This is a genomic window from Enterobacter sp. I4, from assembly GCF_022669095.1.
In the GTDB taxonomy this organism is placed as follows: Bacteria; Pseudomonadota; Gammaproteobacteria; order Enterobacterales; family Enterobacteriaceae; genus Enterobacter; species Enterobacter pasteurii.
On record NZ_JALBUO010000002.1, the window covers coordinates 1,103,756 to 1,129,207 of the forward strand.

Genomic DNA, 25,452 nt, shown 5'->3' on the forward strand with positions numbered 1-25,452 from the left:
CAAAATGATGACCAAATAAAAAACCCGGTGGATTTCTCACACCGGGTAACCGTGTCGTGCGTCGTGAAACGCTTAACGCTTGCTGATCTGGGCGAAGGTGCCGCCGTTAGAGAAGTGCTCCTTCTGCGCTTTCGTCCAGCCGCCAAACACCTCATCGATAGTGAACAGCTTCAGCTTCGGAAAGGCGTTTTCATACTTCTTCGCGACAGATTCATCCCGTGGGCGGTAGTAGTTTTTCGCCGCGATTTCCTGGCCTTCCGGCGAATAGAGATACTTCAGGTAAGCTTCCGCCACCGCCCGGGACCCTTTTTTATCCACGACCTTATCAACCACGGAGACGGTCGGCTCGGCCAGAATGGATTCGCTCGGGGTCACGATCTCAAACTTGTCTTTACCCAGCTCGTGGGTTGCCAGCAGGGCTTCGTTTTCCCAGGCAATCAGCACGTCGCCAATGCCGCGCTCAACGAAGGTATTGGTCGCGCCGCGCGCGCCGGAGTCCAGCACTTCGACGTTTTTAAACAGCGCCTTGACGAAGTCCTGCGCTTTCGCCTGGTCACCGCTGTTGTGGTGCAGCGCATAGCCCCAGGCCGCCAGGTAGTTCCAGCGTGCGCCGCCGGAGCTTTTCGGGTTCGGAGTAATGACGGACACGCCCGGCTTAACCAGATCGTTCCAGTCTTTGATCTGTTTCGGGTTGCCTTTACGCACCAGGAAGACAATGGTCGAGGTATATGGCGCAGAGTTATCCGGCAGGCGCTTGATCCAGTTTTTGTCGATACGGCCACGTTCGGCAATCGCGTCCACGTCATAGGCCAGCGCGAGGGTGACCACATCGGCTTCGATGCCGTTGATCACGGACGTCGCCTGCTTGCCGGAACCGCCGTGAGACTGGCGAACCACCACGTTATCGCCGGTTTCCTGTTTCCAGTGCGCCGCGAAGGCCTTGTTGTACTGGTCGTACAGTTCACGCGTCGGATCATACGACACGTTCAGTAGCTGAATGTCCTTTGCCAGTACGCTGGTCGATGCCAGCAATAATGTTAACCCCACGCCCCATTTGTTCATCGCCCGGCTCTCTTATGCAGTGTTTTGATGAATGCAGCGTGCCAGAAAGCGAATCGATGATTAAAGAATAAAAAAAGATTGGCTATAACGTGAGGGAATAAAAAAGTGGATGATTGGCCTGATGCTCTCACCCCAGCCCTCTTCCACAGGAGAGGGAGCACACAAAAAAACGGTAACCCTGAGGTTACCGTTTTGCATTTATCCAGGATGCCGATCAGTACAGTTTTTTCGCGCAGTCCAGCCAGTCACCTTTGAAAGGACGCTTCATGTTTTCAATCGCGTCGATGATGTCATGGTGAACGAGCTGTTCGTTCTGGATGCCGACGCAACGACCGCCGTGACCCTGCAGGAGCAGCTCGATAGCGTACGCGCCCATGCGGGACGCCAGGATGCGGTCGTATGGACCCGGGGAACCGCCACGCTGGATGTGGCCCAGAACGGTTGCACGGGTTTCGCGTTTGGTTTCGGTTTCGATGTACTTCGCCAGTTCATCAACGTCACAGATGTGCTCGGTGATGGCAACGATCGCGTGTTTTTTACCCTTCGCGATACCGGCTTTGATTTCAGCAACCAGATCTTCGCGGCTGAATTCCACTTCCGGAACCACCACGAACTCACACCCACCGGCAATGGCCGCCGCCAGGGTCAGGTCACCGCAGTAACGGCCCATCACCTCAACGATAGAAATACGCTGGTGCGAAGAAGAGGTATCACGCAGGCGGTCGATAGCTTCCACAACGGTACCCAGCGCGGTGAAGTAACCGATGGTGTAATCGGTGCCTTTGATATCGTTATCGATGGTGCCAGGCAGGCCGATGCACGGGAAGCCCATTTCGGTCAGACGTTTTGCACCCATGTATGAGCCGTCGCCGCCGATAACCACCAGCGCGTCCAGGCCGCGTTTTTTCATGTTTTCGATAGCCACTTCACGGATGTGTTCGTCACGGAATTCCGGGAAGCGCGCGGAGCCGAGGAATGTACCACCACGGTTGATCATGTCAGACACGCTGTAACGGTCGAGTTGAACCATGCGGTCTTCATACAGACCCAGATAACCGTCATAGATACCAAAAACTTCCAGACCTTCCGTCAGCGCTGCACGGACAACCCCACGAATTGCCGCGTTCATGCCCGGCGCATCACCGCCGCTTGTCAACACACCGATTTTCTTAATCATGACTACCTCTGAACTTAGGAATGCAAAATTGAAATCTGCTGCCGGAAGAAACTGCTCAACCGTCGAATACTGCAAATAGTATATCAATCCCTTCCAGCTGAATTGATTCAGGTCAGGCCATATGGTGGTAATTTATCCACAAAATGCTGGTCTGGCTCACTTTTTTACAACGAATTACGAAAGCTCAAATGCCCTGGGAACGACCGAGCACGGATCCTGGTGAATAATGACGTCTGACCCAGGGAAACGCTGCAAAATCGCCTGCTCCACCTGTTCAGCTATCATATGCGCCTGAACCAGCGGCAGGTTGTCTTCCATTTCCAAATGAATCTGAATAAAGCGGGTCGGCCCTGACTGCCGCGTACGAAGATCGTGGGCACCACTGACGCCAGGCCAGGAGGTCACGATGGTATAAATTTCATCGCGTTCTGCGTCGGGTAGCGCACGGTCCAGAAGCGACTGTACCGCGTCATACCCCATGCGCAACGCGCTGTACAAAATATAGATCCCTATCCCTAACGCAAACAACGCGTCGGCCCGGTGCCAGCCATACCAGGCCAGACCAAGCGCAATAAGAATAGCCCCATTCATCATAACATCAGACTGATAATGAAGCATATCTGCCCGTACCGCCTGGCTTTGTGTTTTTCTTACCACCCAGCGCTGGAACGTTACAAGAACAAGTGTGCTTATAAGTGCAACTACCGTTACGACCACGCCAACGCCCGGATCGTTCATCGGAGAAGGCGAAATAAGGTGCTGAATGCCGGTTAAAAACAGGAACAGCGCCGAGCCGGAAATAAACATGCTTTGCGCCAGCGCGGCCAGCGATTCCGCTTTGCCGTGGCCGAACGTATGCTCTTCATCCGCCGGTTGCAGCGAGTAGCGCACCACCAGCAGGTTGGTCAGCGAGGCGGCGATATCCACCAGAGAGTCCACTAACGCCGCCAGAATACTGACCGACCCGGTGTACCACCACGCGAAAATTTTAATGATCAGCAAACACGACGCCATTACCGTCGCGGCTATTGCGGCCCGGCTTACCAGCCGTCCATAGGATTGATTCATAAACACTCCTGTCATGCCATGGCGCTAGTATAACGGATGGTGGTGGAGTGAAAGGATGAATAAAGCGTTAACAAACCTGAACGACGGGCAAAAAAAACCCCCACATCATGTGGGGGAAGACAGGGATGGTGTCTATGGCAAGGAAAACAGGGTTTACTGGTTACTACGGGTACTGCTATTGCTACTGAAAAGCGTCATATCTGAGCTTCGCTGCATCCGTGCAACCTCACGCAGCTGGTTCATACGCTGCTGATGTTTGGTATTCAAAACCGCCTGCTGCTCGGGCGTTAACAGGTGGAACATCTGGTTGCGGACCTTCGCCATTTCTACCTGGCGGGCAACCTGTTCCTGCGCCATTTTTTCTGCCTGAGCGCGTACAGCGCTTTCGTCAAAATTTTCTGCGGTGACAAGGCGATGCATTGTCTCCATTTCGCTAACATTAACAGGGGGCTGATCGTGTCGTGCCCTCTGCATCAGATCTCGCATCTGTTGACGCTGATGTTCGGTTAAACTTATGCCGTCAAACATATGGCTTTGGCTGCTGTGCTGCGTTGCGCCCTCCAGTGAGGAACCGTTATCGCTGTTGATAGCTACAGCAGCCTGGCTAAACGCACTGAACGCCAGCGTTGAGGCCATGACGGCAGCGGTAACTTTGCGCATCACTTGCTCCCAAAATCTTTCGTGTCGCGATTCAACGAGAGACAGTCTACGATTCAGGCTGCAAACATGCGTCAGGGGGTGTAAAACAACGTAAAGTCATGGATTAGATAGCCTTGATGTCGTAATTTCTGCCTCGGAGGTATTTAAACAATGAATAAAATCCTGTTAGTTGATGATGACCGAGAGCTCACATCCCTTTTAAAGGAGTTGCTCGACATGGAAGGTTTCAACGTCCTGGTTGCCCATGATGGGGAACAGGCGCTGAGTCTCCTTGACGACAGCATCGATCTACTTTTGCTCGACGTAATGATGCCGAAGAAAAACGGTATTGATACGCTGAAAGAGCTTCGCCAGACACACCAGACCCCCGTTATCATGCTGACCGCGCGCGGCAGCGAGCTTGACCGTGTACTCGGCCTTGAGCTGGGTGCGGATGACTATTTACCTAAGCCGTTCAACGATCGTGAACTGGTGGCCCGTATTCGCGCCATCCTGCGCCGTTCCCACTGGAGCGAGCAGCAGCAGAATACCGACAACAGCTCACCAACGCTGGAAGTTGACTCCCTGAGCCTGAATCCGGGCCGTCAGGAAGCGAGCTTCGACGGTGAAGTTCTTGAGCTGACCGGTACCGAGTTCACCCTGCTGTATCTGCTGGCGCAGCATCTCGGCCAGGTCGTGTCGCGTGAACATTTAAGCCAGGAAGTGCTGGGTAAACGCCTCACGCCGTTCGACCGCGCTATCGATATGCATATCTCGAACCTGCGCCGTAAGCTGCCGGAGCGTAAAGACGGTCATCCGTGGTTTAAAACCCTGCGTGGTCGCGGTTATCTGATGGTTTCCGCTTCATGATAGGCAGCTTAACTGCCCGCATCTTCGCCATCTTCTGGCTGACGCTGGCACTGGTTTTAATGCTCGTTTTGATGTTGCCAAAACTCGACTCACGCCAGATGACGGAGCTGCTGGACAGCGAGCAACGTCAGGGCGTGATGATCGAGCAGCACGTGGAAGCGGAGCTGGCAAACGATCCGCCGAACGATTTAATGTGGTGGCGCAGGCTGTTTCGCGCTATCGACAAGTGGGCGCCCCCCGGACAACGCCTTTTGCTGGTGACCAGCGAAGGCCGCGTCATTGGGGCCGATCGCAATGAGATGCAGATTATCCGCAACTTTATTGGCCAGGCGGATAACGCCGATCACCCACAGAAAAAGAAATATGGTCGGGTAGAGATGGTTGGCCCTTTCTCGGTACGGGATGGGGAAGACAACTACCAGCTCTATCTGATTCGCCCAGCGAGCAATTCCCAGTCCGACTTCATCAACCTGCTGTTTGACCGTCCGCTTCTGCTGTTGATTGTCACGATGCTGGTCAGCTCTCCGCTGCTGTTATGGCTGGCATGGAGCCTGGCGAAACCAGCCCGTAAGCTGAAAAACGCGGCGGACGAAGTGGCACAGGGCAACCTGAGGCAGCATCCGGAGCTGGAATCCGGGCCGCAGGAGTTTCTGGCCGCGGGAACCAGCTTCAACCAGATGGTAAGCGCTCTCGACCGCATGATGACCGCACAGCAACGCCTGCTGTCGGACATCTCGCATGAACTGCGTACGCCGCTCACGCGCCTGCAGCTGGGTACCGCCCTGCTGCGTCGCCGCAGCGGCGAGAGCAAAGAGCTGGAGCGTATTGAGACGGAAGCCCAGCGGCTGGACAGCATGATCAACGATCTGCTGGTGATGTCGCGCAATCAGCAGAAAAACGCGCTGGTGAGCGAAACGGTGAAAGCCAATCAGCTGTGGCACGAGGTGCTGGACAACGCGGCGTTCGAAGCGGAGCAGATGGGCAAATCCTTCACCGTCAATTTCCCGCCGGGCCCGTGGCCGCTGTACGGTAACCCCAACACGCTGGAAAGCGCGCTGGAGAATATCGTGCGTAACGCCCTGCGCTATTCCCATACGAAGATTGAAGTGGCGTTTTCGGTGGATAAAGACGGGATCACCATCATCGTGGACGACGACGGTCCAGGCGTCAGCCCGGAAGATCGCGAGCAAATTTTCCGTCCGTTCTACCGTACAGACGAAGCGCGCGACCGTGAATCTGGCGGTACGGGGCTTGGGCTGGCGATTGTCGAAACCGCCATGCAGCAGCACCGCGGCTGGGTGAAGGCCGATGACAGCCCGCTGGGCGGGTTGCGGTTAACGCTGTGGCTGCCGCTGTATAAGCGTTCGTAATCCCCTCACCCTAACCCTCTCCCCATAGGGGAGAGGGGACGGCTCGGTGCGGTCTTTTCACCCTCGCCCCTTTGGGGAGAGGGCCGGGGTGAGGGGCATTATTTACCCCACAATCTCCGCGAACTGCTCTCGATCTTCCCGCTTATCCGCCGCTTCTGCATCGTTCTGGTCCAGCTTGTCGACAGCCCCGCCGCCGACAGGAGCCGATGATACTGCTCGTCATCGAACGGCATATGCCATGCAATGGCGCAGGCCTCATGCACGGAGACATCGCTCAGGCGTGAGGCGAGCGCCAGCGGCGCATCCGCAGCAACCTCTCCCGCCTGCACCACGCGGTACAGCCAGCCGGTTTTAGCCGCGTTTTGCAGCTGGGCCGACATATCCTGAATGCCGAAATGGTAGTTAAGCTTGAAGCACGGCGAGCGTGGCTGCGTCACCTGAATCAGGACATCGCCCCAGCGGTAAATATCGCCGATAAAGACGTTCTTCTCCGTCAGCCCTTCGGTCGACAGATTTTCACCAAACGCCGGCGCGACGAACAGGTCCGCCTGTTCAGGAAATTCGGTTTTCCAGTGCTGATAGTGCTCGCGCGGATAGTGGCACAGCGCGCGCTCGGGCCCGCCGTGGATCTTCTTTTCAGCCTGCTGGTCACCCGCCAGGCCGAGCTCGGTCAGCGTCAGCTCGCCGTCGACCTGCACCTTGGCGATGGCGCTCGGGCGGCTGCCGTCGTACTCCCTTACCTTGCCTGTAAACACATTCACCGGGTAATGCATCTCTACTCCTTCAGATACAAAAAAAGCGAGTCATCAGACTCGCTTCTCACAGGCGTCAATGCAACCTTATTTTTTAGCGGCGAAACGCGCTGCTGCTTCGTCCCAGTTCACTACATCCCAGAACGCTTTGATGTAGTCAGGGCGACGGTTCTGGAACTTCAGGTAGTAAGCGTGCTCCCACACGTCCAGACCCAGGATTGGGAAACCGGATGCGCCAGAAATAGCTTCACCCATCAGCGGGGAGTCCTGGTTCGCAGTAGAAACAACCGCCAGCTTGTCGCCTTTCAGCACCAGCCACGCCCAGCCAGAGCCGAAACGGGTTGCAGCCGCTTTTTCGAATTCCGCTTTGAAGTTATCAACGGAGCCGAAGTCGCGCTCGATAGCCGCTTTCAGGTCGCCCTGAAGGGTGGTGCCGGTTTTCAGGCCTTTCCAGAACAGGCTGTGGTTAGCGTGACCGCCAGCGTTGTTACGCAGCACGGTTTTTTTGTCTGCCGGCAGCTGGTCCAGTTTGGTAATCAGCTCTTCAACAGGCAGGTTTGCGAACTCTGGCAGGCTTTCCAGCGCAGCATTCGCGTTGTTCACGTAGGTCTGGTGGTGTTTAGTGTGATGGATTTCCATCGTCTGCTTGTCGAAATGCGGTTCCAGTGCGTCGTAGGCATACGGCAGGGATGGCAGTGTATAACTCATAATCCTCTCCATTAGTGTCGGGCGGCACAGCTGTTAATGCCGCGTAAGCAGTTGGTTCATTATAGTTAATTAAATGATATTGAAAATGATTATCAATGCCGTATCTTTTATAAGGTTATTCGCGTTTCGATAAATCACAAAATTGTGAGTCTGCTCACCTGCTTAACGTGATAATTGCCACCCTGAACAAAAGTGCGGCAACCTTCTCAAGGTTACTGAACCGCCTAATTTTTACACTCATCAGGTCGGCGGGAAGCCACCGACTATAAAAACGATGAGGATGTAAAAATGAATCATGCGATTACGATGGGTATCTTCTGGCATTTGATAGGCGCGGCCAGTGCAGCCTGTTTCTATGCCCCGTTTAAAAAGATTAAGGGCTGGTCATGGGAAACCATGTGGTCCGTTGGCGGTACGGTCTCATGGCTGATTTTGCCCTGGACCATCAGCGCCATGCTGCTTCCGGATTTCTGGGGCTATTTCTCCTCCTTCAGTGCCTCCACCCTGCTGCCGGTGTTTCTGTTCGGCGCGATGTGGGGCATCGGTAATATCAATTACGGCCTGACCATGCGCTACCTCGGCATGTCGATGGGGATTGGCATCGCGATTGGCATTACGCTGATCGTCGGCACGCTGATGACGCCGATCCTCAACGGCGACTTCGACGTGCTGATCAACACCCAGGGCGGGCGGATGACCCTGCTGGGCGTGCTGGTGGCGGTGATCGGCGTGGGTATCGTCACCCGTGCGGGCCAGCTGAAAGAGCGCAGGATGGGCATCAAGGCCGAAGACTTTAACCTGAAGAAAGGGCTGCTGCTGGCGGTGATGTGCGGCATCTTCTCGGCGGGCATGTCGTTCGCCATGAACGCGGCGAAACCTATGCACGAAGCGGCCGCTGCGCTGGGCGTCGACCCGCTGTACGTGGCCCTGCCAAGCTACGTGGTGATCATGGGCGGCGGCGCGCTGGTAAACCTCGGCTTCTGCTTTATTCGTCTGGCAAAAGTGAAAAATCTGTCGGTAAAAGCCGACTTCTCGCTGGCAAAATCCTTAATCATTACCAACGTGCTGCTCTCCGCCCTTGGCGGCCTGATGTGGTATCTGCAGTTCTTTTTTTACGCCTGGGGCCACGCCAGCATTCCGCCGCAGTACGACTACATAAGCTGGATGCTGCACATGAGCTTCTACGTCCTGTGCGGCGGGCTGGTTGGGCTGGTGCTGAAGGAGTGGAATAACGCCGGGCGTCGTCCGGTGGGCGTGCTGAGCCTGGGCTGCGTGGTGATTATCATTGCCGCCAACATTGTCGGCCTCGGCATGGCGAGCTGATCAGGCCGCCTTTCGACTGCGATGACGCCACTGAACCGGCGTCATCCCCACCTCGCGGTTAAACACCACCGAAAAGTAGTTACTGTCCTCAAAGCCGCAGCGCATCGCCACCTCGCTGACCATCAGCTCCGTATGCTGCAGCAGGTACTGGGCGTGGCAGATGCGCAGCTGGCGCAGGTAGTGGTTCACCGTCATCCCCGTCTGGGTGCGGAACTGCTGGCGCAGCGCGCGCTCGCTGCACTGCTCCTGCTCGCAAAACTTTTCCAGCACGAAGCTTTTGTTCAGGCTGCCCGCGAGCCGGGCGATCAGCTTGTCCAGCAGCGCTTCCTGCGCGGTAGCGGAGGGGTTATCGGTGGCGTAACGATGGCGCCTGAGGGTTATAACCAGCTGGGCGAAAAGCAGTTCCGCCATCTGGTTAGCCACCGGATCGCTTTTCTGGCTCTCCTGCTCCAGCTGGGAGATCGTCTGGCGCACCTGAGCCATGCCGCTGCTGCTTAAGCGCCAGTGCGGTTCGCCGCCGGCATCAAGAAAACGGGGGATGCTGGCCGCCCAGTCGATATTCAGCCTGAGCCTGTCCGGGCAGTAGATGACGTTCTGCAACACCAGATCGTTAACCGAGGCGTAGGCGTGCTTGTCTTCGGCGCGGATGTAGAACAGATCCCCGCGCGTAATGCGGTAGGGCCGGTCGTTGAGGATGTGTAAACCGTTGCCGCGCCACACCAGCACTAGCTCGCAGAACTCGTGGGTGTGCCCGGCAAAGACGTTTTGCGGGTAGCGGTCCGCCACCGCGACGGCCTGACTCGCGGAGGCGAAAAAATCATCTTTGCGAAGAATTAACTGAGCGGCCACACCACAACCTCTACGGTGAATAACCGGACATTATTAGCCTTTTTGCGGTCTGAAAACGGTGACTGCCCTCGCGTTACTGAAGCAACGCGTCTTTCCCCTGCCGGATATCGCGCGGCGACCAGCTGAATTCCCGGCGAAACAGGGTCGAAAAGTGATTGCTGTCGCCGAAACCGCAGCGATAGGCGATATCCGTGACGCTTTCGTCGGTGTGGCGTAAAAGATGGCGCGCCTTGATCAGGCGCAGGCGGTTAAGGTAGCGCTGCGGCGTCAGCCCCGTGCGCTGCTTAAGCTGACGATGCAGCGTGCGCAGCGACAGCGAATAATCCTCCGCCAGCGTCTCCCAGCACACGTCCCCGGCAAAATGGTCCTCCAGCCAGGCCATCAGCTGGTTCAGCCGGCCGTCGTTATTTTCCAGGCCTTCCACCAGGCTGCCGCGGCGCAGCAGCACCAGCAGCTGCATGAACAGCAGCTCGCGGGTGACGATAGCGTGCGTCTCCTGCCCGTCTTCGCCCTGCTCCATCTGGCTCACCAGCTGGCGCACCTGCTGCAACGTGGACTGATTTACCCGCCAGTGCGACGGATAGTGTCCGTCCTGCTCCTGGGGCAACAGCTGGTTCAGCCCCGAAATAAACTGGAACGCATCCGGTGAACGATAGAGCACATTGGTCAGGCACAGATTGTCGGTATGTTCATACAGGTGCCTGTCGTGGTCGCGCACGAAGCACACCGTGCCGCCGCTGATGGTATACGGCTGGCCGTTGAAGACATGAATTCCCGTCCCGTGCTCGACAATCACAATCTCATGAAAATCATGATGATGTTCTGGAAACGCAGCCTGAGGAAGCCGTGGCTCAATCGCGACCGGAGACGCTCCCGAAGGAAAAAAATCGACGCTGTGCAGTACGGTCATAACGGCCTCCACCAATGAGAAAAGTTCTCAAAATAGTAATTAAGGCCTTTCGCGCTCACCTTAAATTTTTGACAGCAAACCGCGCAAAAGCTGCCGATTTTTCAAGAAACAGGCGGAAAGATCGGGAAATGCGGTCAACGTCACACTGCCTGAAAACCCCGCCATTCCTGGAAACTGTGAACTCCCTCACGTTCATCTTTGCTTTCTTGCCAGCGCGAGTTTTGGGCTGTCAGTGACGAGAAGGTGGCCTTTTCTTCCCTTTTTTACACTCAGCGCTAATGACTTAAGAAGGGACCTGACCATGACTTTTCGCCATTGTGTGGCTGTCGATTTAGGCGCATCCAGCGGCCGCGTAATGCTCGCCACCTGGGACTGCGGCCAGCGCGCTCTTACGCTTCGCGAAATGCACCGCTTCGCCAACTGCCTGCAAAAACGGGACGGCTTTGATACCTGGGATATTGATGCCCTGGAAGCGGAGATCCGCATCGGGCTGAACAACGTCTGCAACGACGGCATTCGCATCGACAGCATCGGGATTGATACCTGGGGCGTGGACTACGTTCTGCTCGACGGCCACGGCGAACGCGTCGGCCTGCCCGTCTCGTATCGCGACGGCCGCACCGACGGGCTGATGGCGCACGCCATCGCGCAGCTTGGCAAGGACAGCATCTACGGCCGCAGCGGCATTCAGTTTCTGCCGTTTAACACGCTGTATCAGCTGCGCGCGCTGGTTGAGCAGCAGCCGGAGCTGGCCGCAAAGGTGGCGCACGCGCTGCTGATCCCGGACTACTTAAGCTACCGGCTGACCGGCAACATGAACTGGGAATACACCAACGCCACCACCACGCAGCTGGTCAACATCAACACCGATAGCTGGGATGAAACCCTGCTTGCCTGGACCGGCGCTTCGCCTTCCTGGTTCGGCACGCCGACCCATCCGGGTAACGTGATCGGGCAGTGGATTTGCCCGCAGGGGAACGCCATCCCGGTTGTCGCCGTTGCCAGCCACGATACCGCCAGCGCGGTGATCGCATCGCCGCTGGCCGATAAAGACGCGGCCTACCTCTCTTCCGGCACCTGGTCGCTGATGGGCTTTGAGAGCAAAACGCCGTACACCAGCGACGCCGCACTGGCGGCGAACATCACTAACGAAGGCGGTGCCGAAGGGCGCTACCGCGTGCTGAAGAACATCATGGGCCTGTGGCTGCTCCAGCGGGTGCTGAAAGAGCAGCACATTGCCGACCTGCCTGCGCTTATCGCAGAAACCGAAAAGCTGAAGGCCTGCACGTTCCTGATCAACCCGAACGACGACCGCTTTATCAACCCGGTGCATATGAGCGCCGAAATCCAGGCCGCCTGTTTTGAAGCCGGGCAGCCGGTGCCTTCGCGCCCTGCCGAGCTGGCGCGCTGTATTTTTGACAGCCTGGCCCTGCTCTATGCCGACATCCTGAGCGAGCTGGCGAGCCTTCGCGGTAAACCGTTCAGCCAGCTGCACGTCGTGGGCGGCGGCTGTCAGAACCAGCTGCTGAACCAGCTCTGCGCTGACGCCTGCGGCATCACCGTGGTGGCGGGTCCGGTGGAGGCTTCGACGCTCGGCAATATCGGCATTCAGCTGATGACCCTGGACGAGCTTTCAGACGTCGACGATTTCCGCTCGGTGGTCGCCGCGAACACCCGTCTGACCACCTTCACCCCCAATCCCTGCCATGAAATTGCCCGCTACCGGGCGCAGTTTCAGCAAAAACGACTGACTAAGGAGCTTTGCGCATGACCACTCAACTTGAACAAGCCTGGGACCTGGCTAAACAGCGTTTCGCCGCCGTCGGCGTGGATGTCGAAGCGGCGCTGCGCCAGCTCGACCGTCTGCCGGTCTCCATGCACTGCTGGCAGGGCGATGACGTGGCCGGCTTCGAGAACCCGGGCGGTTCTCTGACGGGTGGCATTCAGGCGACGGGTAACTACCCGGGCAAAGCGCGCAGCGCGAGCGAGCTGCGTGCGGATCTGGAGCTGGCGCTGAGCCTGATCCCGGGGCCAAAACGCCTGAACCTGCACGCGATTTATCTGGAGTCCGACGAGCCGGTGGCGCGTAACGAGATCAAACCAGAACACTTTAAAAACTGGGTGGAGTGGGCGAAAGCTCATAAGCTGGGCCTGGACTTTAACCCCTCCTGCTTCTCGCACCCGCTGAGCGCGGACGGCTTTACCCTCGCCCACGCCAACGACGACATCCGTCAGTTCTGGATCGACCACGTCAAGGCCAGCCGCCGCGTCTCGGCGTATTTTGGCGAGCAGCTCGGCACGCCGTCGGTGATGAACATCTGGATCCCGGACGGCATGAAGGACATCACCGTCGACCGTCTGGCCCCGCGTCAGCGCCTGCTGGCCGCGCTGGATGAAGCCATCAGCGAAAAGCTGAACCCGGCGCACCACATCGACGCGGTGGAGAGCAAGCTGTTCGGCATTGGCGCAGAGAGCTACACCGTCGGCTCGAACGAGTTCTACATGGGTTACGCCACCAGCCGCCAGACCGCCCTGTGCCTGGACGCCGGCCACTTCCACCCAACAGAAGTGATCTCCGACAAAATCTCCGCCGCCATGCTCTTCGTGCCGCGCCTGCTGCTGCACGTCAGCCGCCCGGTGCGCTGGGACAGCGACCACGTGGTGCTGCTGGATGACGAAACCCAGGCGATTGCCAGCGAAATCATCCGCCATGACCTGTTTGACCGCGTGCACATTGGCCTCGACTTCTTCGACGCCTCCATCAACCGCATCGCGGCGTGGGTGATCGGCACCCGCAACATGAAGAAAGCGCTGCTGCGCGCCCTGCTGGAGCCAGTCGCCGCGCTGAAACAGCTGGAAGCAAACGGCGACTACACCGCGCGCCTGGCGCTGCTGGAAGAGCAAAAATCCCTGCCGTGGCAGGCGGTGTGGGAAATGTACTGCCAACGTCACGACGCCCCGGCAGGCAGCCAGTGGCTGGAAAACGTGCGGGCGTATGAAAAAGACGTATTGAGTCAGCGCGGGTAACTGCCCCCTCACCCCTGCCCTCTCCCCAAAGGGGAGAGGGAGCAAACCATCCCCTCTCCCCTTTGGGGAGAGGGTTAGGGTGAGGGGTTCAACCTCACCGCGATAACTGGAAAAGAAAACTATGCAGACCATCACTACCTCCTGGTTCGTCCAGGGCATGATCAAAGCCACCTCCGACGCCTGGCTGAAGGGCTGGGACGAGCGTAACGGCGGCAACCTCACGCTGCGCCTGGACGACGCGGATATCGAGCCGTTCGCCGCCGATTTTCATCAGAAGCCGCGCTATATCGCCCTGAGCCAGCCCATGCCGCTGCTCGCCAATACGCCGTTTATCGTCACCGGTTCCGGCAAGTTCTTCCGCAACGTCCAGCTCGACCCGCAGGCCAACCTCGGCGTGGTGAAGGTGGACAGCGACGGCGCGGGCTACCACATTCTGTGGGGGCTGACGGACGACGCGGTGCCAACGTCCGAGCTGCCGGCACACTTCCTCTCCCACTGCGAGCGCATTAAGGCGACCAACGGCAAGGACCGCGCGATCATGCACTGCCACGCCACCAACCTGATCGCCCTGACCTACGTGCTGGAAAACAGCTCGGACTTTATCACCCGCAAGCTGTGGGAAGGCAGCACCGAGTGTCTGGTGGTCTTCCCGGACGGCGTCGGCATTCTGCCGTGGATGGTGCCGGGTACCGACGAGATCGGCCAGGCGACCGCCAGAGATATGCAAAAACATTCGCTGGTGCTGTGGCCGTTCCACGGCGTCTTCGGCAGCGGCCCGACGCTGGATGAAACCTTTGGCCTGATCGACACCGCTGAAAAATCGGCGGAGGTGCTGGTGAAGGTCTATTCCATGGGCGGTATGAAGCAAACCATTACCCGCGAAGAGCTAATCGCGCTCGGCAAGCGCTTCGGCGTGAGCCCGCTACGGTCAGCGCTGGAATTATACGCGTAACCCCTCGCTGGCCGGACGGTACTGGCGATAGTTAAGGAGAATTATCATGAGCTTTATGTTGGCACTTCCAAAAATCAGCCTGCACGGCGCGGGCGCAATCGGCGACATGGTCATGCTGGTGGCAAACAAGCGCTGGGGAAAAGCGCTGATTGTCACCGACGGCCAGCTGGTGAAGCTGGGCCTGCTCGACAGCCTGTTTACCGCGCTGGACGCCCATCAGATGTCGTATCACCTGTTCGACGAGGTGTTCCCGAACCCGACGGAAGCGCTGGTGCAGAAAGGATTCACAGCGTACCGGGACGCGGAGTGTGATTATGTAATTGCCTTCGGCGGCGGCAGCCCGATTGATACCGCCAAAGCCATTAAGATCCTCACCGCTAACCCCGGCCCGTCCACCGACTACTCCGGCGTCGGCAAGGTGAAAAACCCGGGCGTGCCGCTGGTGGCGATCAACACCACCGCGGGCACGGCGGCGGAGATGACCAGCAACGCGGTAATTATTGACTCCGCGCGCCAGGTGAAGGAGGTGATTATCGACCCGAATATCATCCCGGATATCGCCGTGGATGACGCCAGCGTGATGCTCGATATTCCCGCCTCCGTAACCGCCGCCACCGGCATGGACGCGTTAACCCACGCCGTTGAGGCCTACGTCTCCGTTGGCGCGCACCCGCTGACCGACGCCAACGCGCTGGAAGCAATTCGCCTGATTAACCGCTGGCTGCCGGAAGCGGTCAACAACGGCCATAACCTGGAAGCGCGCGAGCAGATGGCGTTTGGTCAGTATCTGGCGGGCATGGCGTTTAACAGCGCTGGCCTCGGCCTCGTGCACGCCCTCGCGCACCAGCCGGGCGCGACGCACAACCTGCCGCACGGCGTGTGCAACGCCATCCTGCTGCCGATCGTCGAAAACTTTAACCGCCCGAACGCCGTAGCCCGCTTTGCCCGCGTGGCCCAGGCGATGGGTGTCGACACGCAGGGTATGAGCGACGAGGCGGCCAGCGCGTCAGCGATTCAGGCGATTCGCGACCTGAGCGCCCGCGTCGGCATTCCGTCAGGCTTCAGCCAGCTTGGCGTCAGCAAAGCCGATATCGAAGGCTGGCTGGATAAAGCCCTCGCTGACCCGTGCGCGCCGTGCAACCCGCGCACCGCCAGCCGCGACGAGGTTCGCGAGCTGTATCTGGAGGCATTATGATCCGCAAAGCCTTTGTCATGCAGGTTAACCCGGACGCGCACGAGGAGTACGCGCGCCGCCACAATCCGATCTGGCCCGAGCTGGAATCGGTGCTGAAAGACCACGGCGCGCACCGCTACGCCATTTATCTCGACGGTGAACGCAGCCTGCTGTTTGCCACCGTGGAGATTGAATCGGAGGAGCGCTGGAACGCGGTAGCGAATACCGACGTCTGCCAGCGCTGGTGGAAACACATGCGCGATGTGATGCCGTCGAACCCCGACAACAGCCCGGTGAGTGCCGGGCTGAAAGAGGTGTTTTACCTGGACTGACCGGTTAACGCTGCCGCGCCCGCGGCAGCGGCAATCTCCTGTCTGCTGCTCAGCGTAAACGCCGATACCACCGTAATCGCCAGCACGAAGCAGCCCAGCATCAGATACGTCTCCTGGAAGCCGATCCGGTCATACATATTTCCGGCAAAGGCGGAGAGGAAGATCGCTGCCGACTGCTTGGCAAACTGGAAGCCAATCAGGTAGATAGTGGCCGACAGACGCGTATCAAACACGCCGGTAATATACTTGAACGCCCCCACCAGCAGGAACGGGACCTCCAGCGCGTGCAGCATCTTCAGGGCAATCACCTCCACAGCGGTGGTGGCGAAAGACGAGCCGATGATGCGCGTCGCCATAATCACCCCGGCGATCAGCAGCGTGTTTTTCGCGCCGATGCGGTTAATGATCCACGGCGAGCAGAACATGATGATGGCGTTGCAAATTTCTCCCGCCGTCGTCGCAAAACCAAAGGCGCGGGTGCCCTCCTGCGGCGTGGCGAAGAAGGTTTTGAAGAAGGTGGCAAACTGCTGGTCGAAAACGTCATACACGCAGGCCACGCCGATCACGTACAGAATAAACATCCACATTCTGCGCTGGCGGAACAGGCTGAACACGGTTCTGGCGGTGATCTGCGGCTGGTTCGCGCCCAGGGCGTTCATCACCTGCGCCGTCTGGTTGGGCTTCGGCTTCGCGACCACCAGCAGCAGCATCAGCAGCAGCGCCGCCCCCGATCCCATCCAGAAAACGTACGACGGATCGATGCCGAACAGAATGCCGCCGGTTGAGGCGCACAGCCCCCAGCCGAGACAGCCGAACATGCGCGCCTTGCCGTATTCAAAGAAGCTGTTGCGGCTCACGCGCTCGATGTAGGCCTCAATCGCTCCCGACCCGGCCGAAAAGACAAAGCCGATATACAGCCCGCCGCTCAGCGCGCCCAGCCAGATATTGGTTTTCAGCAATGGCGCAAAGACGTACAGAAAGAACGGTGCGAAGAGAAACAGCAGCACCGAGATAATCCACAGCAGGTGTTTTTTCAGCCCCAGCTTGTCCGAAATCACCCCCAGCACCGGCTGGAAGGCGATAGCCGAGAGCGAAATGCAGGAGAAAACGATGCCGGTATGGGTTTTATTCAGGCCGATGATGTCCGACAGCCAGATAGGCAGAAACGGAAAGCAGGTGGCCATGATGAAGAAGTAGAGAAAGAAGAACAGCCCAAAAATCCAGAAGTTAGGGTTGTCTTTGTGGGTACAGGTTGTTGTGTTCATTATTTTTATCCTCAACGGAGGGCCGGCTACCCGGCCCGTCACCCTTACACGCGTTCCACGCCAATCAGAATGGCGGTCTCCGGATCCAGAATCGGCAGCGCAATACCCGCCTGCATCAGCCACTCACCGCTCGCCGTTTGCGGCGCGTTCATCCACGCCGGGAGCTTGCGCATGGTGTGCCCGCCCTCTCCCGTAATCTGAATATTCGGATGGTCGAGCAGCGTAACTCGGTATTGCGCGCTGGCGTCCAGCCCCGGCATGCGCAGCGGCATCATCAGGGTGTAATCCGGCATCGCGAGCTGGCTGACCATAAACAGCCCGTGCTTCCTGTCGTCGCTCACTATACCCTGCGCCAGCGTGGTGGCGTCCGGCATATCCACGCGCCACTGGGTGCCGCGGTGGATCACCTCGCGCCACTGCTTGTGCAGCGCGGCGTAATGGCGATAGCCTTCGCGCTCCTGCGCGTCCACGGTGAGCGGATCCAGCTCCAGCCCCATGTGGCCAAACAGCGCCGTCAGCCCGCGAAAGGCAATGCTGTGCTGGCGGAAGGTGGCGTGACATTTATGATGACCGATATGCGCGCCCATCACCTCCGGCGGGAAAAAGTAGCTCATGCCGCGCTGAATGGTGCTGCGCTCCAGCGCGTCGTTATTGTCGGACGCCCAGAAGCGGTGGCTGCGGGTCAGCACCTCGTAATCAATACGTCCGCCGCCGGACGAGCAGGATTCAAACTCAACGTGCGGGAAGCGCTCGCCCAGCACGTCCAGCAGGCGATAAAACTGGCGCGTCTGGGCGTCGGCGGCGGCTTTGCCGTTGTGCCCAGGCTGCACCAGCTCGCGGTTCATGTCCCACTTAACGTAGTCGACCGCATGTTCGCCCAGCAGCCAGCTCATGCGCTCCACCAGATAATCAAAGGCTTCGGGAATGTTCAGGTTAAGCACCAGCTGGTGTCGTCCGGTCGCCTGCGCGTATCCCGGCAGCGCCAGAACCCAGTCAGAATGCGCGCGGTATAAATCAGAATCCGGGTTAATCATCTCCGGCTCAACCCAGATGCCAAACTCCATGCCGAGCCGTTTAACGTGGTTAATCACCGGCGTCAGGCCGTTCGGGTATTTTTTCTCGTCCAGATACCAGTCGCCCAGCGCGGCATGGTCGTCGTTGCGGCCTTTGAACCAGCCGTCGTCGATGATAAAGCGCTCCACGCCGAGCGCCGCGGCCTCGTCGGCCATGCGCATGATGTACTTCGGATCGTGGCTGAAGTAGATCCCCTCCCAGGTGTTGAGGTGTACCGGACGCGGTTTGTTCTCCGGGAAGCGGATGATGTTGTCGCGTAGGTAGCGGTGGAACTGCTGGCTCATGCCGTTCAGCCCGTGCGCGGAGTAGCTGGCATACAGGCGCGGCGTCCAGAGCGTTTCGCCCTCGTCAATCGCCATTTCACCCGGCAGGTAGAGCGCTTCGGCCTGCATATAACGGCGGCCATCGGTTTTTGCCTCCGCGCGCAGGCGGTGGTTACCGCTCCAGCCCAGGTGCACGCCCCAGACGTCGCCGTGCATTTCGCTGAACGACGGCGTGCCCGAAATCAGCGCCGGGAAGTGTTCGTGGGAGGTTTTACCCCGACGGTTTTCGATCACAAAGCTGTCGTGCTCAAGCATGACGCGGTGCGGCTGAAATTCTCTGATCCAGCGTCCGTGGAAGGCCATTACCTCCCGCGCGCGCTCGGCCACCGGCAGCGTAACGGCGAAACGATCCACCTGCCACGCCTGCGGTTTCAGGTTGGTTAGGCCGTGGCGCACGACCAGCACGCCGCTGGCGTCCAGCGCCAGCTCGCTGGTCAGGCGCAGGCCCGCGTGTTCATCTTCTGCCGTTATCGTCAGGGTTTGCCCCTGCTGCTGCACGTCCGTGGTGCTGAAAACCGGGGAACCGTCCAGCCCCTGCCGGTGCCCCTCAATGCCGGGGGAACCAAACAGGCCGTGCCCCAGCTCGGCCATCAGCGTAACCGGTGAATCCACATCAAGCCTGCCGTTGGCCACCGGGCGCGCGAGCGTAGCGGCATTCTGCGGCGAAAAGTGCTGAAGGTGCGGCCCCCAGTAGAGAATTTCGGCGAACGGGCGCGTTTTTATTACCACGTCCACAGCGTTGCTTACGAGTCGAAATACGGAATCTTGCATCAGACATCTCCTGTCATCGGGATGTCCTGAGTGTTGATCCGAAACGTTTCGGATACAAACCAAAACGTTTCGGTTCTGTGATCGGGTTTGGAATTTTGCGTAGTTTAGGCCGTCTGGCCCGGGGAGAATTCAGGCTGCCAGAGCACCTGAAGCGTGCTGATGTCGTCGCCGTTAATCAGCTGGCGCACCATACCGGCAATCTGTTTTCCGACGCCCTGACGGGTTGACTGGATCACCGCCGCAACGTCGACATCCACAATGCTGTCCTGCGGTAAGCCGTCGTAGACCACCAGCGAGACGGCGTTTTCACCAGACAGGCGTCCCATCTGCGCCAGCGCCATTGCCGCGCCGTCGCCGTGGGTATTGCAGTCGGTGATGATGGCCGTGGGCGGCTGCGGCAGAGAGAGAAGTTCTTTCGTGGTGGCATACCCCACGCGGCGCGAAGGCGGCATGGCGCGCAGCCATTCGCTTGAAAGCCCCGCTTCCCGCAGCGCGTCGAGATAGCCCTGACGACGCTGGGTAATAAATGCCTGATTGTTGCTTTCGCCCAGCAGGGCAATGCGCTGATGGCCTTTCTCAATCAGCCAGCGGGTGGCCTGATACGTGCCGGCATAGTTGTCAAAATCGAACCACGCGTACGGCTGCGGCAGCTGGCTGCGCCCGAGCGCCAGGAACGGAAACCCGACGGCCTGAAGCTGCTCCAGGCGCGGATCGTGATCCAGCGTGTGCGCCACAATCAGCGCGTCCACGCGGCGGCTTTGCACCATGCGCATATAGCTGTGCTTGTCCGCCAGATCGTCATCGGCGATGAGCAGCAGGTCGATCTCATGTCGCGCCAGTTCGTGGCTAATTTCGCCGACCATGTCCATAAATACGCTGTTATTGAGCGGAACGGGATGGACCGGGAAAATAAGCCCGACGGCGTCAATTTTGCCCATCTTCAGGCGACGGGCAAAGGTATTAGGCCGGTAGCCACGGCGCTGGGCCTCCGCCTCCACGCGGGCGCGCGTCTCGGCAGAAACGTCATCATACCCGTTGAGGGCGCGGCTGACGGTGGTGACGGACAGCCCCAGTTCTTTAGCAATGGCTTTAAGCGACATGATTTTCCGTATCTTCGTTAGTTTTGTTCAGCCACCAGAAGCGCGTGCGTGTCTGGCTCCAGCGCCTTAAAGATATGCGGCTGGTCGGCGGAGTAGCAAATGTAATCTCCCGGACCAAGCTCTTCCGCCGCGTCGACCAGGCCAACCATCGCCCGCCCCTGCGTCACGATGATGTGTTCGACCGAGCCGGGCGGATGCGGCTGGGAAATACGGTCGGCTCCCGGCTGAGTCAGCAGCAGATAAATATCACGACGCGCGCCCGGCGGACACGCCGCCAGCAAAATAGCCTCGTAGTTCGCCTGCCCGGCGACTAATTTTGTTCCTTCGCCGCGGCGGATCACCTGCGTGGCAGGCTGCTGCGGCTCCAGAAGCCGGGCGAAGGGAATATCCAGCGCCACGCACAACGACCAGAGCGTTTCCAGGCTAGGATTGCCGTTGCCGGACTCCAGTTGAGAAAGCGTAGATTTCGCGATCCCGGCACGGCGGGCAATCTCCGCCAGCGAAAGCCCGGTTCGCAGGCGTTCCCGCACCAGGCTTTTGGCGATTACGCTGATTGGCTGCGTCATAGAAACGGCCTCTGTCTCTCTATAACGAACGAATCGTTCGTCTTGTAAAACGTTTTTGATGCGTTCATTATAATGGAAATACGTTCGATATGGCTAAAATGGTATGAAACATCACCTCTCTTGCCTGAAAGGCGACACGATAAAAGCGATTGTCCTGGTCTGCCTCGCGGTGGGCGTGGTCGGCATGTCCTACGGCTCGCTGGCGATGGCCTACGGCTTCCCGCTCTGGGTGCCGTTTGTCCTCTCCCTCACCGTGCTGGCGGGCGCGTCTGAATTTATGTTTATCGGCATCGTGGCGAGCGGCGGCAACCCGCTGGCGGCGGCCGCTGCGGGTTTACTGGTGAACGCCCGCCACGTGCCGTTCGGCGTAACGGTGCGCGACCTGGTGGGCAAGCGCGGCCTGAGCCTTTTGGGCTGCCATATCATGAACGATGAAAGCGTGGTGTTCGGCCTGTCGCAAAAAACCGCCGAGCAGCGAAAGGCGGCCTACTGGCTGTGCGGCTTAGGCGTGGCGATCGTCTGGCCGCTGGGGGCGGTGCTGGGCGCACTGGTCGGCACGCTGCTGCCTGCCCCGGAAACCATCGGGCTGGACGCGGTGTTTCCGGCGATCCTGCTGGCGCTAGTGGTACCGGCATTTAAAAACCGCACCACGCTTGTCCGCGCCTGCAGCGGCGCGGCGCTGTCGCTGGCCGCCGTGCCGTTCGCTCCGGTGGGCTTACCGGTACTGCTCTCTTTACTCGGCCTCGCCGCGAGGAAAAAATAATGGACAACATGACGGTCTTTATTGTCGGCATCGCCATTTTATCTGCGGGAACCTATCTGATGCGTCTTGGCGGAGCCAAACTCGGCAGCCGGCTGGCGCTTTCTGAACGCTCGCAGGCGCTGCTTTCAGATGCGGCCACGGTGCTGCTGTTCTCCGTCGCGCTGGCGACAACGTTTTATGAAGGGGAACATTTTGCCGGGATGGCGCGCGTGCTGGGCGTGGGATTCGCGGTGTTTCTGGCCTGGCGCAAAATGCCCTTAATCGTGGTGATCGTGGCGGCTGCGGTGGTGACGGCGCTGCTGCGCCTGGCAGGAATAGAGTAAAAAAGCCCGACAGCACGCGACCGTCGGGCAAGGCGGCGTTTACTGCGCCGCGAGGGTAACGTAATTCACCGTCAGCATTTCTTCGAGCTCCGCCGTATTGCCCGTCTTAAACGCGTTATCGTTAAGATAAGTGACCACGGAGAGCGTAACGACCAGCTGTTTGCCCGCCACCTCGCTGCCGTTCACCGCCACGAGAGACATATCCGGCGGCAGCACGACCTCCGCCGCGCCCGCGGTTATCTGCACCGATCCGCGCGGCACGGCTGCCAGCTGCACGGCACCATTATCCATGCGGGCCTCTTTCGCCGTGATTTTCAGCACGCCGCTGTCGCTGAAGCGATACGCCTTATTTCCCCGGGCCGGGCCGTCCACCTGCAAGCGGATCCTGCGCGCCTCCGGGCAGATGGCCGACACCTGGATCTCACGCTCTGACGAGGCGTAGCCCCGGTACGTTTTTCCGCCAATATCCGTGCTGACCTCGCGCATCGTCTCCCGACGCAGGAGGCCATTATTGATACTCTTTACTGAAGAAACGACCTGACACTCCTCTTCTGCCAGGACGGAGGGAGCATGGCTGAGGGCGACGCAAGCCAGCAGCAGTAAACACGTGCGACGAATAATCAGAGACATTTTCCGTTTATCTCCTCGTAGAATTGAGTGGGGTCCGCTTCCGTTAAGCTAAAGCTCAGCGAGCAGCGGCCAGTATCCTGCTTCGCATACAGCGTCTGGCTGGCGGAAATATCATTCAGGAAGATGATGCCGTCCTCCGGTGCAGAGGTGACGTACTCCCCTTTGCCGTTCACAACGGAGACGCCTTTCGGTAACGGCGTGCCGTCCGCGCGCGTAATGTTCAGCAGCACGCGGCGCTGGCTCAGGGTGGTGAACTTCCAGTGAGCAAATGCCCCGTGGGAGGCCTTCAGCGACGCGTGGCCGTTGCTGACGTCCAGGTTGCCCGGCAGGCTTTGGGTATCTATCTCAACCGTACTTTCGCTAAACGGCGTCAGGGCGGGGACAACCGCTCTGCCCCATTTGTCCGTCCAGACGTTTCCGCGCGGGGTGCCGATCGCCACTCCGGCAACGGGCTTGTCCAGCGCCACAACCGCATAGGTATCCGTCACCGGATAGGGAGAGAAGGTGACGCCATCACCGTGTGCGACAATGCCGCCGCTCAGCGCGATCGAGGAGTTACGGTTGCTTTCATTGTCACCGCCAATCCCTAACGCGAGCGTGGTGTAGTGGAGGTTACTGTTCAGCGAACCATCCCAGCTGGTTACGCTGTCGTCGCGATCCTGAGAGGCGCCCACCGTGTAGGTATTTTCATCGTTAAGTGACCCCATGGCGCGGGTGCCGTAAGAGGCTTTGCCCTCGTTTTCACGATACCAGCTGTTGGTGGATACGCCGGAGCGGCCCAGAGGCACAGAGACGTTCACGTAAAACATATCGCTGTCGCTGGCGTACTTATCACCGTGGCTGATGTCTGACTCCCAGTTTACGCTGACGTTGAAATAGCGGAACGACCGGGACCATGACGAAATGACGCGGCGGCTGTCGTATCCGCTGTTCCAGGTCTGGTTGTTGTAATAGCTCAGCGAGAAACGGCCCAGCGTCGTGTTAGCCCAGCTTACGCCAACGTTGGTGTCGTATTTCGTGGTCGAGTAATCGTCGTCGTCGCTGTAAAGCTCCTGCATTTCGCGGTACTTCGGCGTACCGTAGCTCCCGCCAAGGGACAGGCCGAGCCCCCACGGCAATGCGTAGCCGACATCCAGCGTGGTTTTGTTGCCATCGGTCTGCGAAAGGTTATCAATAGAGCCGAGAAAGCCCAGCGAGGCGTACATATGCTGCATCGGCACGGTGTCAACGTTGGCGGAGAAGCCGTAATAGTGGTTATCCGCCATCACCATGCCGGCGAGAAAGTTCATCCGGTTGTTGATAGACCAGCCGTTTGACGCGGCGACAATCCACGGCTGCGTAAAGCTCGTCTCCATGTCCTCCGCACGCCCGACGGCCAGGGAAAAGCCCGGCGCGCGGCCCACGTGGTTGCTACGGAAGGTGCTGGCGGCGACCGTGAAATGGCTTTCGCTGCCGTCGGTTTCCGCCACCGTGACGCTTAAATCCGTATTCAGGTTGGCAATGGGTACATCGCTTAAGGTGAACGGCCCGGCCGGCACCAGCGTGGAGAAAATCAGCTGTCCGCCCTGGCGAATGTCCACGCGCGCCTGGGCGTTGCGGGCAATACCGCTGACCTCAATGCCGCTGCTATAGCCCGGCTGAAGGGCGTTATCCGGCATCATCTGTACGCCATAAATGCCCGGCATACTGAAGCGGCTGTTGGCGATGTTAATTTGCCCCCCCTGAACCATCACGCCGTAGTCGGTAAAGGTGCGCTGTGCATAGGTGTAAAGCGATTCGCTCTCGAAGTCCATGCCGCTGCCGTCGCTGATAAACTGCGAGCTGCGCACAATCCAGTCGCCTGCGTTAAAGCCAAACTCAAACGAAGACTGAAAGCGATCGGATTTATCATCATCGAAGTCGTAATGGGTGCCGAACATGGAGTAGTTCAGCATAGCCGCGCGTCCGCCGCGCACGTCTGCCACCTGGCGGCCGCTTTCCGGGTTAATGGCCTCCGGTGGAACAACCAGTGAAATTTCGTCGACGTCCGTTGAAGTGACGACCGTTGCGTTTTTCCAGTACTGGTGAAGTAAGGGGCAGGTTTCGCGCTTGAGTTTTTTATATAACCCGGCGGCGTCCAGAAATTCGCTATCAATACAGGGAAGACCTTCATCATTAAACTTCACGGGCATAATGCCGCGCTTTTTGCCGTTAATTACCACGGTGACATTATGATAGCCCGGTATAAATCGCGGGGAGACGGCATAATAGTCAGCAATTGCCGGATCGAGGCCACTCTGTTTTAACGCTTCGGTATCGAAAAACGCTCTTGCCAGCTCCATAGCGGGCGCTGTAGCTGGAAGAATTTCTGCACGAATGCCGAACGCCACCGCGCTCAGGCAAAATGCCAGCACGCCTGTTTTACAGGTAGAAATTATCATGGCC

At 58.7% G+C, this 25,452-nt stretch carries 24 protein-coding genes and 1 pseudogene; 10 read left to right on the plus strand and 15 right to left on the minus strand.

Features of this window, described 5'->3' with window-relative positions:
* Positions 1–72 precede the first annotated feature (72 nt).
* From MOQ06_RS17580 to cpxP, 4 genes are all read right to left on the minus strand, one after another.
* Complete coding sequence (locus MOQ06_RS17580) at positions 73–1,062, minus strand: sulfate ABC transporter substrate-binding protein (RefSeq protein WP_242174179.1); 990 nt, start codon at positions 1,060–1,062, stop codon at positions 73–75.
* 214 nt (positions 1,063–1,276) lie between these two features.
* Positions 1,277–2,239, minus strand: a complete 963-nt coding sequence (gene pfkA, locus MOQ06_RS17585; protein ID WP_028014852.1) for a 6-phosphofructokinase — start codon at positions 2,237–2,239, stop codon at positions 1,277–1,279.
* A 174-nt stretch (positions 2,240–2,413) separates the two neighbouring features.
* A complete protein-coding gene (fieF, locus tag MOQ06_RS17590) occupies positions 2,414–3,307 on the minus strand; it encodes a CDF family cation-efflux transporter FieF (RefSeq protein ID WP_148422769.1) in 894 nt (297 codons plus the stop codon).
* 153 nt (positions 3,308–3,460) lie between these two features.
* Positions 3,461–3,967 carry a cell-envelope stress modulator CpxP gene (gene cpxP / locus MOQ06_RS17595; protein ID WP_148422768.1) on the minus strand — a complete coding sequence of 169 codons (507 nt, stop codon included), beginning with the start codon at positions 3,965–3,967 and terminating at the stop codon, positions 3,461–3,463.
* Positions 3,968–4,117: 150 nt separating this feature from the next.
* Between cpxP and cpxR the strand changes: the two genes are divergently transcribed.
* Both cpxR and cpxA read left to right on the plus strand, forming a co-directional pair.
* Positions 4,118–4,816, plus strand: coding sequence for an envelope stress response regulator transcription factor CpxR (cpxR, locus tag MOQ06_RS17600; protein ID WP_148422767.1), 699 nt, complete (start codon positions 4,118–4,120; stop codon positions 4,814–4,816).
* Positions 4,813–6,186 carry an envelope stress sensor histidine kinase CpxA gene (gene cpxA, locus MOQ06_RS17605; protein ID WP_148422766.1) on the plus strand — a complete coding sequence of 458 codons (1,374 nt, stop codon included), beginning with the start codon at positions 4,813–4,815 and terminating at the stop codon, positions 6,184–6,186. Before cpxR ends, cpxA begins: the two co-directional genes overlap by 4 nt.
* Before the next feature lie 98 nt (positions 6,187–6,284).
* Here cpxA and yiiM read toward each other — a convergent pair.
* Together yiiM and sodA are read right to left on the minus strand one after the other, a co-directional pair.
* A pseudogene (yiiM, locus tag MOQ06_RS17610) lies at positions 6,285–7,018 on the minus strand (6-hydroxyaminopurine reductase).
* A 7-nt stretch (positions 7,019–7,025) separates the two neighbouring features.
* Positions 7,026–7,646: a superoxide dismutase [Mn] gene (gene sodA / locus MOQ06_RS17615; RefSeq protein WP_003861999.1), complete on the minus strand. Its 621-nt coding sequence runs from the start codon at positions 7,644–7,646 to the stop codon at positions 7,026–7,028.
* 288 nt (positions 7,647–7,934) lie between these two features.
* Here sodA and rhaT point away from each other — a divergent pair, with 288 nt between their 5' ends.
* On the plus strand, positions 7,935–8,969 hold the full coding sequence (gene rhaT, locus MOQ06_RS17620; RefSeq protein ID WP_148422508.1) for an L-rhamnose/proton symporter RhaT: 1,035 nt from the start codon (positions 7,935–7,937) through the stop codon (positions 8,967–8,969).
* On the opposite strand, the gene rhaR is transcribed toward rhaT, so the two are convergent.
* From rhaR to MOQ06_RS22560, 3 genes are all read right to left on the minus strand, one after another.
* A complete protein-coding gene (rhaR, locus tag MOQ06_RS17625) occupies positions 8,970–9,818 on the minus strand; it encodes an HTH-type transcriptional activator RhaR (RefSeq protein ID WP_148422509.1) in 849 nt (282 codons plus the stop codon). It abuts the gene before it with no gap.
* Between the two features lie 73 nt (positions 9,819–9,891).
* Positions 9,892–10,728, minus strand: a complete 837-nt coding sequence (gene rhaS / locus MOQ06_RS17630; protein WP_242174181.1) for an HTH-type transcriptional activator RhaS — start codon at positions 10,726–10,728, stop codon at positions 9,892–9,894.
* Positions 10,729–10,788: 60 nt separating this feature from the next.
* A complete protein-coding gene (locus MOQ06_RS22560) occupies positions 10,789–10,893 on the minus strand; it encodes an ABC transporter ATP-binding protein (RefSeq protein WP_322091058.1) in 105 nt (34 codons plus the stop codon).
* 136 nt (positions 10,894–11,029) lie between these two features.
* Between MOQ06_RS22560 and rhaB the strand changes: the two genes are divergently transcribed.
* The 5 genes from rhaB to rhaM all read left to right on the plus strand — a co-directional run bounded on the left by rhaB (position 11,030) and on the right by rhaM (position 16,213).
* Positions 11,030–12,499, plus strand: coding sequence for a rhamnulokinase (gene rhaB / locus MOQ06_RS17635; protein WP_242174183.1), 1,470 nt, complete (start codon positions 11,030–11,032; stop codon positions 12,497–12,499).
* A complete protein-coding gene (rhaA, locus tag MOQ06_RS17640) occupies positions 12,496–13,755 on the plus strand; it encodes an L-rhamnose isomerase (RefSeq protein WP_176609179.1) in 1,260 nt (419 codons plus the stop codon). The genes rhaB and rhaA overlap by 4 nt, the downstream gene beginning before the upstream one ends.
* A 121-nt stretch (positions 13,756–13,876) precedes the next feature.
* The gene (gene rhaD, locus MOQ06_RS17645) at positions 13,877–14,707 is read left to right on the plus strand and encodes a rhamnulose-1-phosphate aldolase (protein WP_176609178.1); all 831 of its coding nucleotides are present in this window, start codon (positions 13,877–13,879) and stop codon (positions 14,705–14,707) included.
* 46 nt (positions 14,708–14,753) lie between these two features.
* The gene (gene fucO, locus MOQ06_RS17650) at positions 14,754–15,902 is read left to right on the plus strand and encodes a lactaldehyde reductase (protein WP_242174185.1); all 1,149 of its coding nucleotides are present in this window, start codon (positions 14,754–14,756) and stop codon (positions 15,900–15,902) included.
* Positions 15,899–16,213, plus strand: a complete 315-nt coding sequence (rhaM, locus tag MOQ06_RS17655; RefSeq protein WP_176609176.1) for an L-rhamnose mutarotase — start codon at positions 15,899–15,901, stop codon at positions 16,211–16,213. The genes fucO and rhaM overlap by 4 nt, the downstream gene beginning before the upstream one ends.
* Here rhaM and MOQ06_RS17660 read toward each other — a convergent pair.
* The 4 genes from MOQ06_RS17660 to MOQ06_RS17675 all read right to left on the minus strand — a co-directional run bounded on the left by MOQ06_RS17660 (position 16,201) and on the right by MOQ06_RS17675 (position 21,312).
* Positions 16,201–17,478, minus strand: a complete 1,278-nt coding sequence (locus tag MOQ06_RS17660; protein ID WP_242174187.1) for an MFS transporter — start codon at positions 17,476–17,478, stop codon at positions 16,201–16,203. The genes rhaM and MOQ06_RS17660 overlap by 13 nt on opposite strands.
* Positions 17,479–17,522: 44 nt before the next feature.
* Positions 17,523–19,646, minus strand: a complete 2,124-nt coding sequence (locus MOQ06_RS17665) for an alpha-galactosidase (RefSeq protein ID WP_242174189.1) — start codon at positions 19,644–19,646, stop codon at positions 17,523–17,525.
* Positions 19,647–19,750: 104 nt separating this feature from the next.
* Positions 19,751–20,746 (minus strand): LacI family DNA-binding transcriptional regulator, encoded by a 996-nt coding sequence (locus MOQ06_RS17670; RefSeq protein ID WP_242174192.1) that lies wholly within the window; start codon positions 20,744–20,746, stop codon positions 19,751–19,753.
* A gap of 17 nt (positions 20,747–20,763) precedes the next feature.
* The gene (locus MOQ06_RS17675) at positions 20,764–21,312 is read right to left on the minus strand and encodes an XRE family transcriptional regulator (protein ID WP_242174194.1); all 549 of its coding nucleotides are present in this window, start codon (positions 21,310–21,312) and stop codon (positions 20,764–20,766) included.
* Positions 21,313–21,415: 103 nt separating this feature from the next.
* Between MOQ06_RS17675 and MOQ06_RS17680 the strand changes: the two genes are divergently transcribed.
* Positions 21,416–22,075 carry an AzlC family ABC transporter permease gene (locus MOQ06_RS17680; RefSeq protein ID WP_148422520.1) on the plus strand — a complete coding sequence of 220 codons (660 nt, stop codon included), beginning with the start codon at positions 21,416–21,418 and terminating at the stop codon, positions 22,073–22,075.
* A complete protein-coding gene (locus MOQ06_RS17685) occupies positions 22,075–22,398 on the plus strand; it encodes an AzlD domain-containing protein (RefSeq protein WP_242174196.1) in 324 nt (107 codons plus the stop codon). The genes MOQ06_RS17680 and MOQ06_RS17685 overlap by 1 nt, the downstream gene beginning before the upstream one ends.
* A 39-nt stretch (positions 22,399–22,437) precedes the next feature.
* Here MOQ06_RS17685 and MOQ06_RS17690 read toward each other — a convergent pair whose 3' ends face one another.
* Both MOQ06_RS17690 and MOQ06_RS17695 read right to left on the minus strand, forming a co-directional pair.
* Complete coding sequence (locus MOQ06_RS17690) at positions 22,438–23,028, minus strand: hypothetical protein (RefSeq protein ID WP_242174198.1); 591 nt, start codon at positions 23,026–23,028, stop codon at positions 22,438–22,440.
* Positions 23,019–25,448: a fimbrial biogenesis outer membrane usher protein gene (locus tag MOQ06_RS17695; protein WP_242174202.1), complete on the minus strand. Its 2,430-nt coding sequence runs from the start codon at positions 25,446–25,448 to the stop codon at positions 23,019–23,021. Before MOQ06_RS17695 ends, MOQ06_RS17690 begins: the two co-directional genes overlap by 10 nt.
* Between the last annotated feature and the right edge of the window lie 4 nt (positions 25,449–25,452).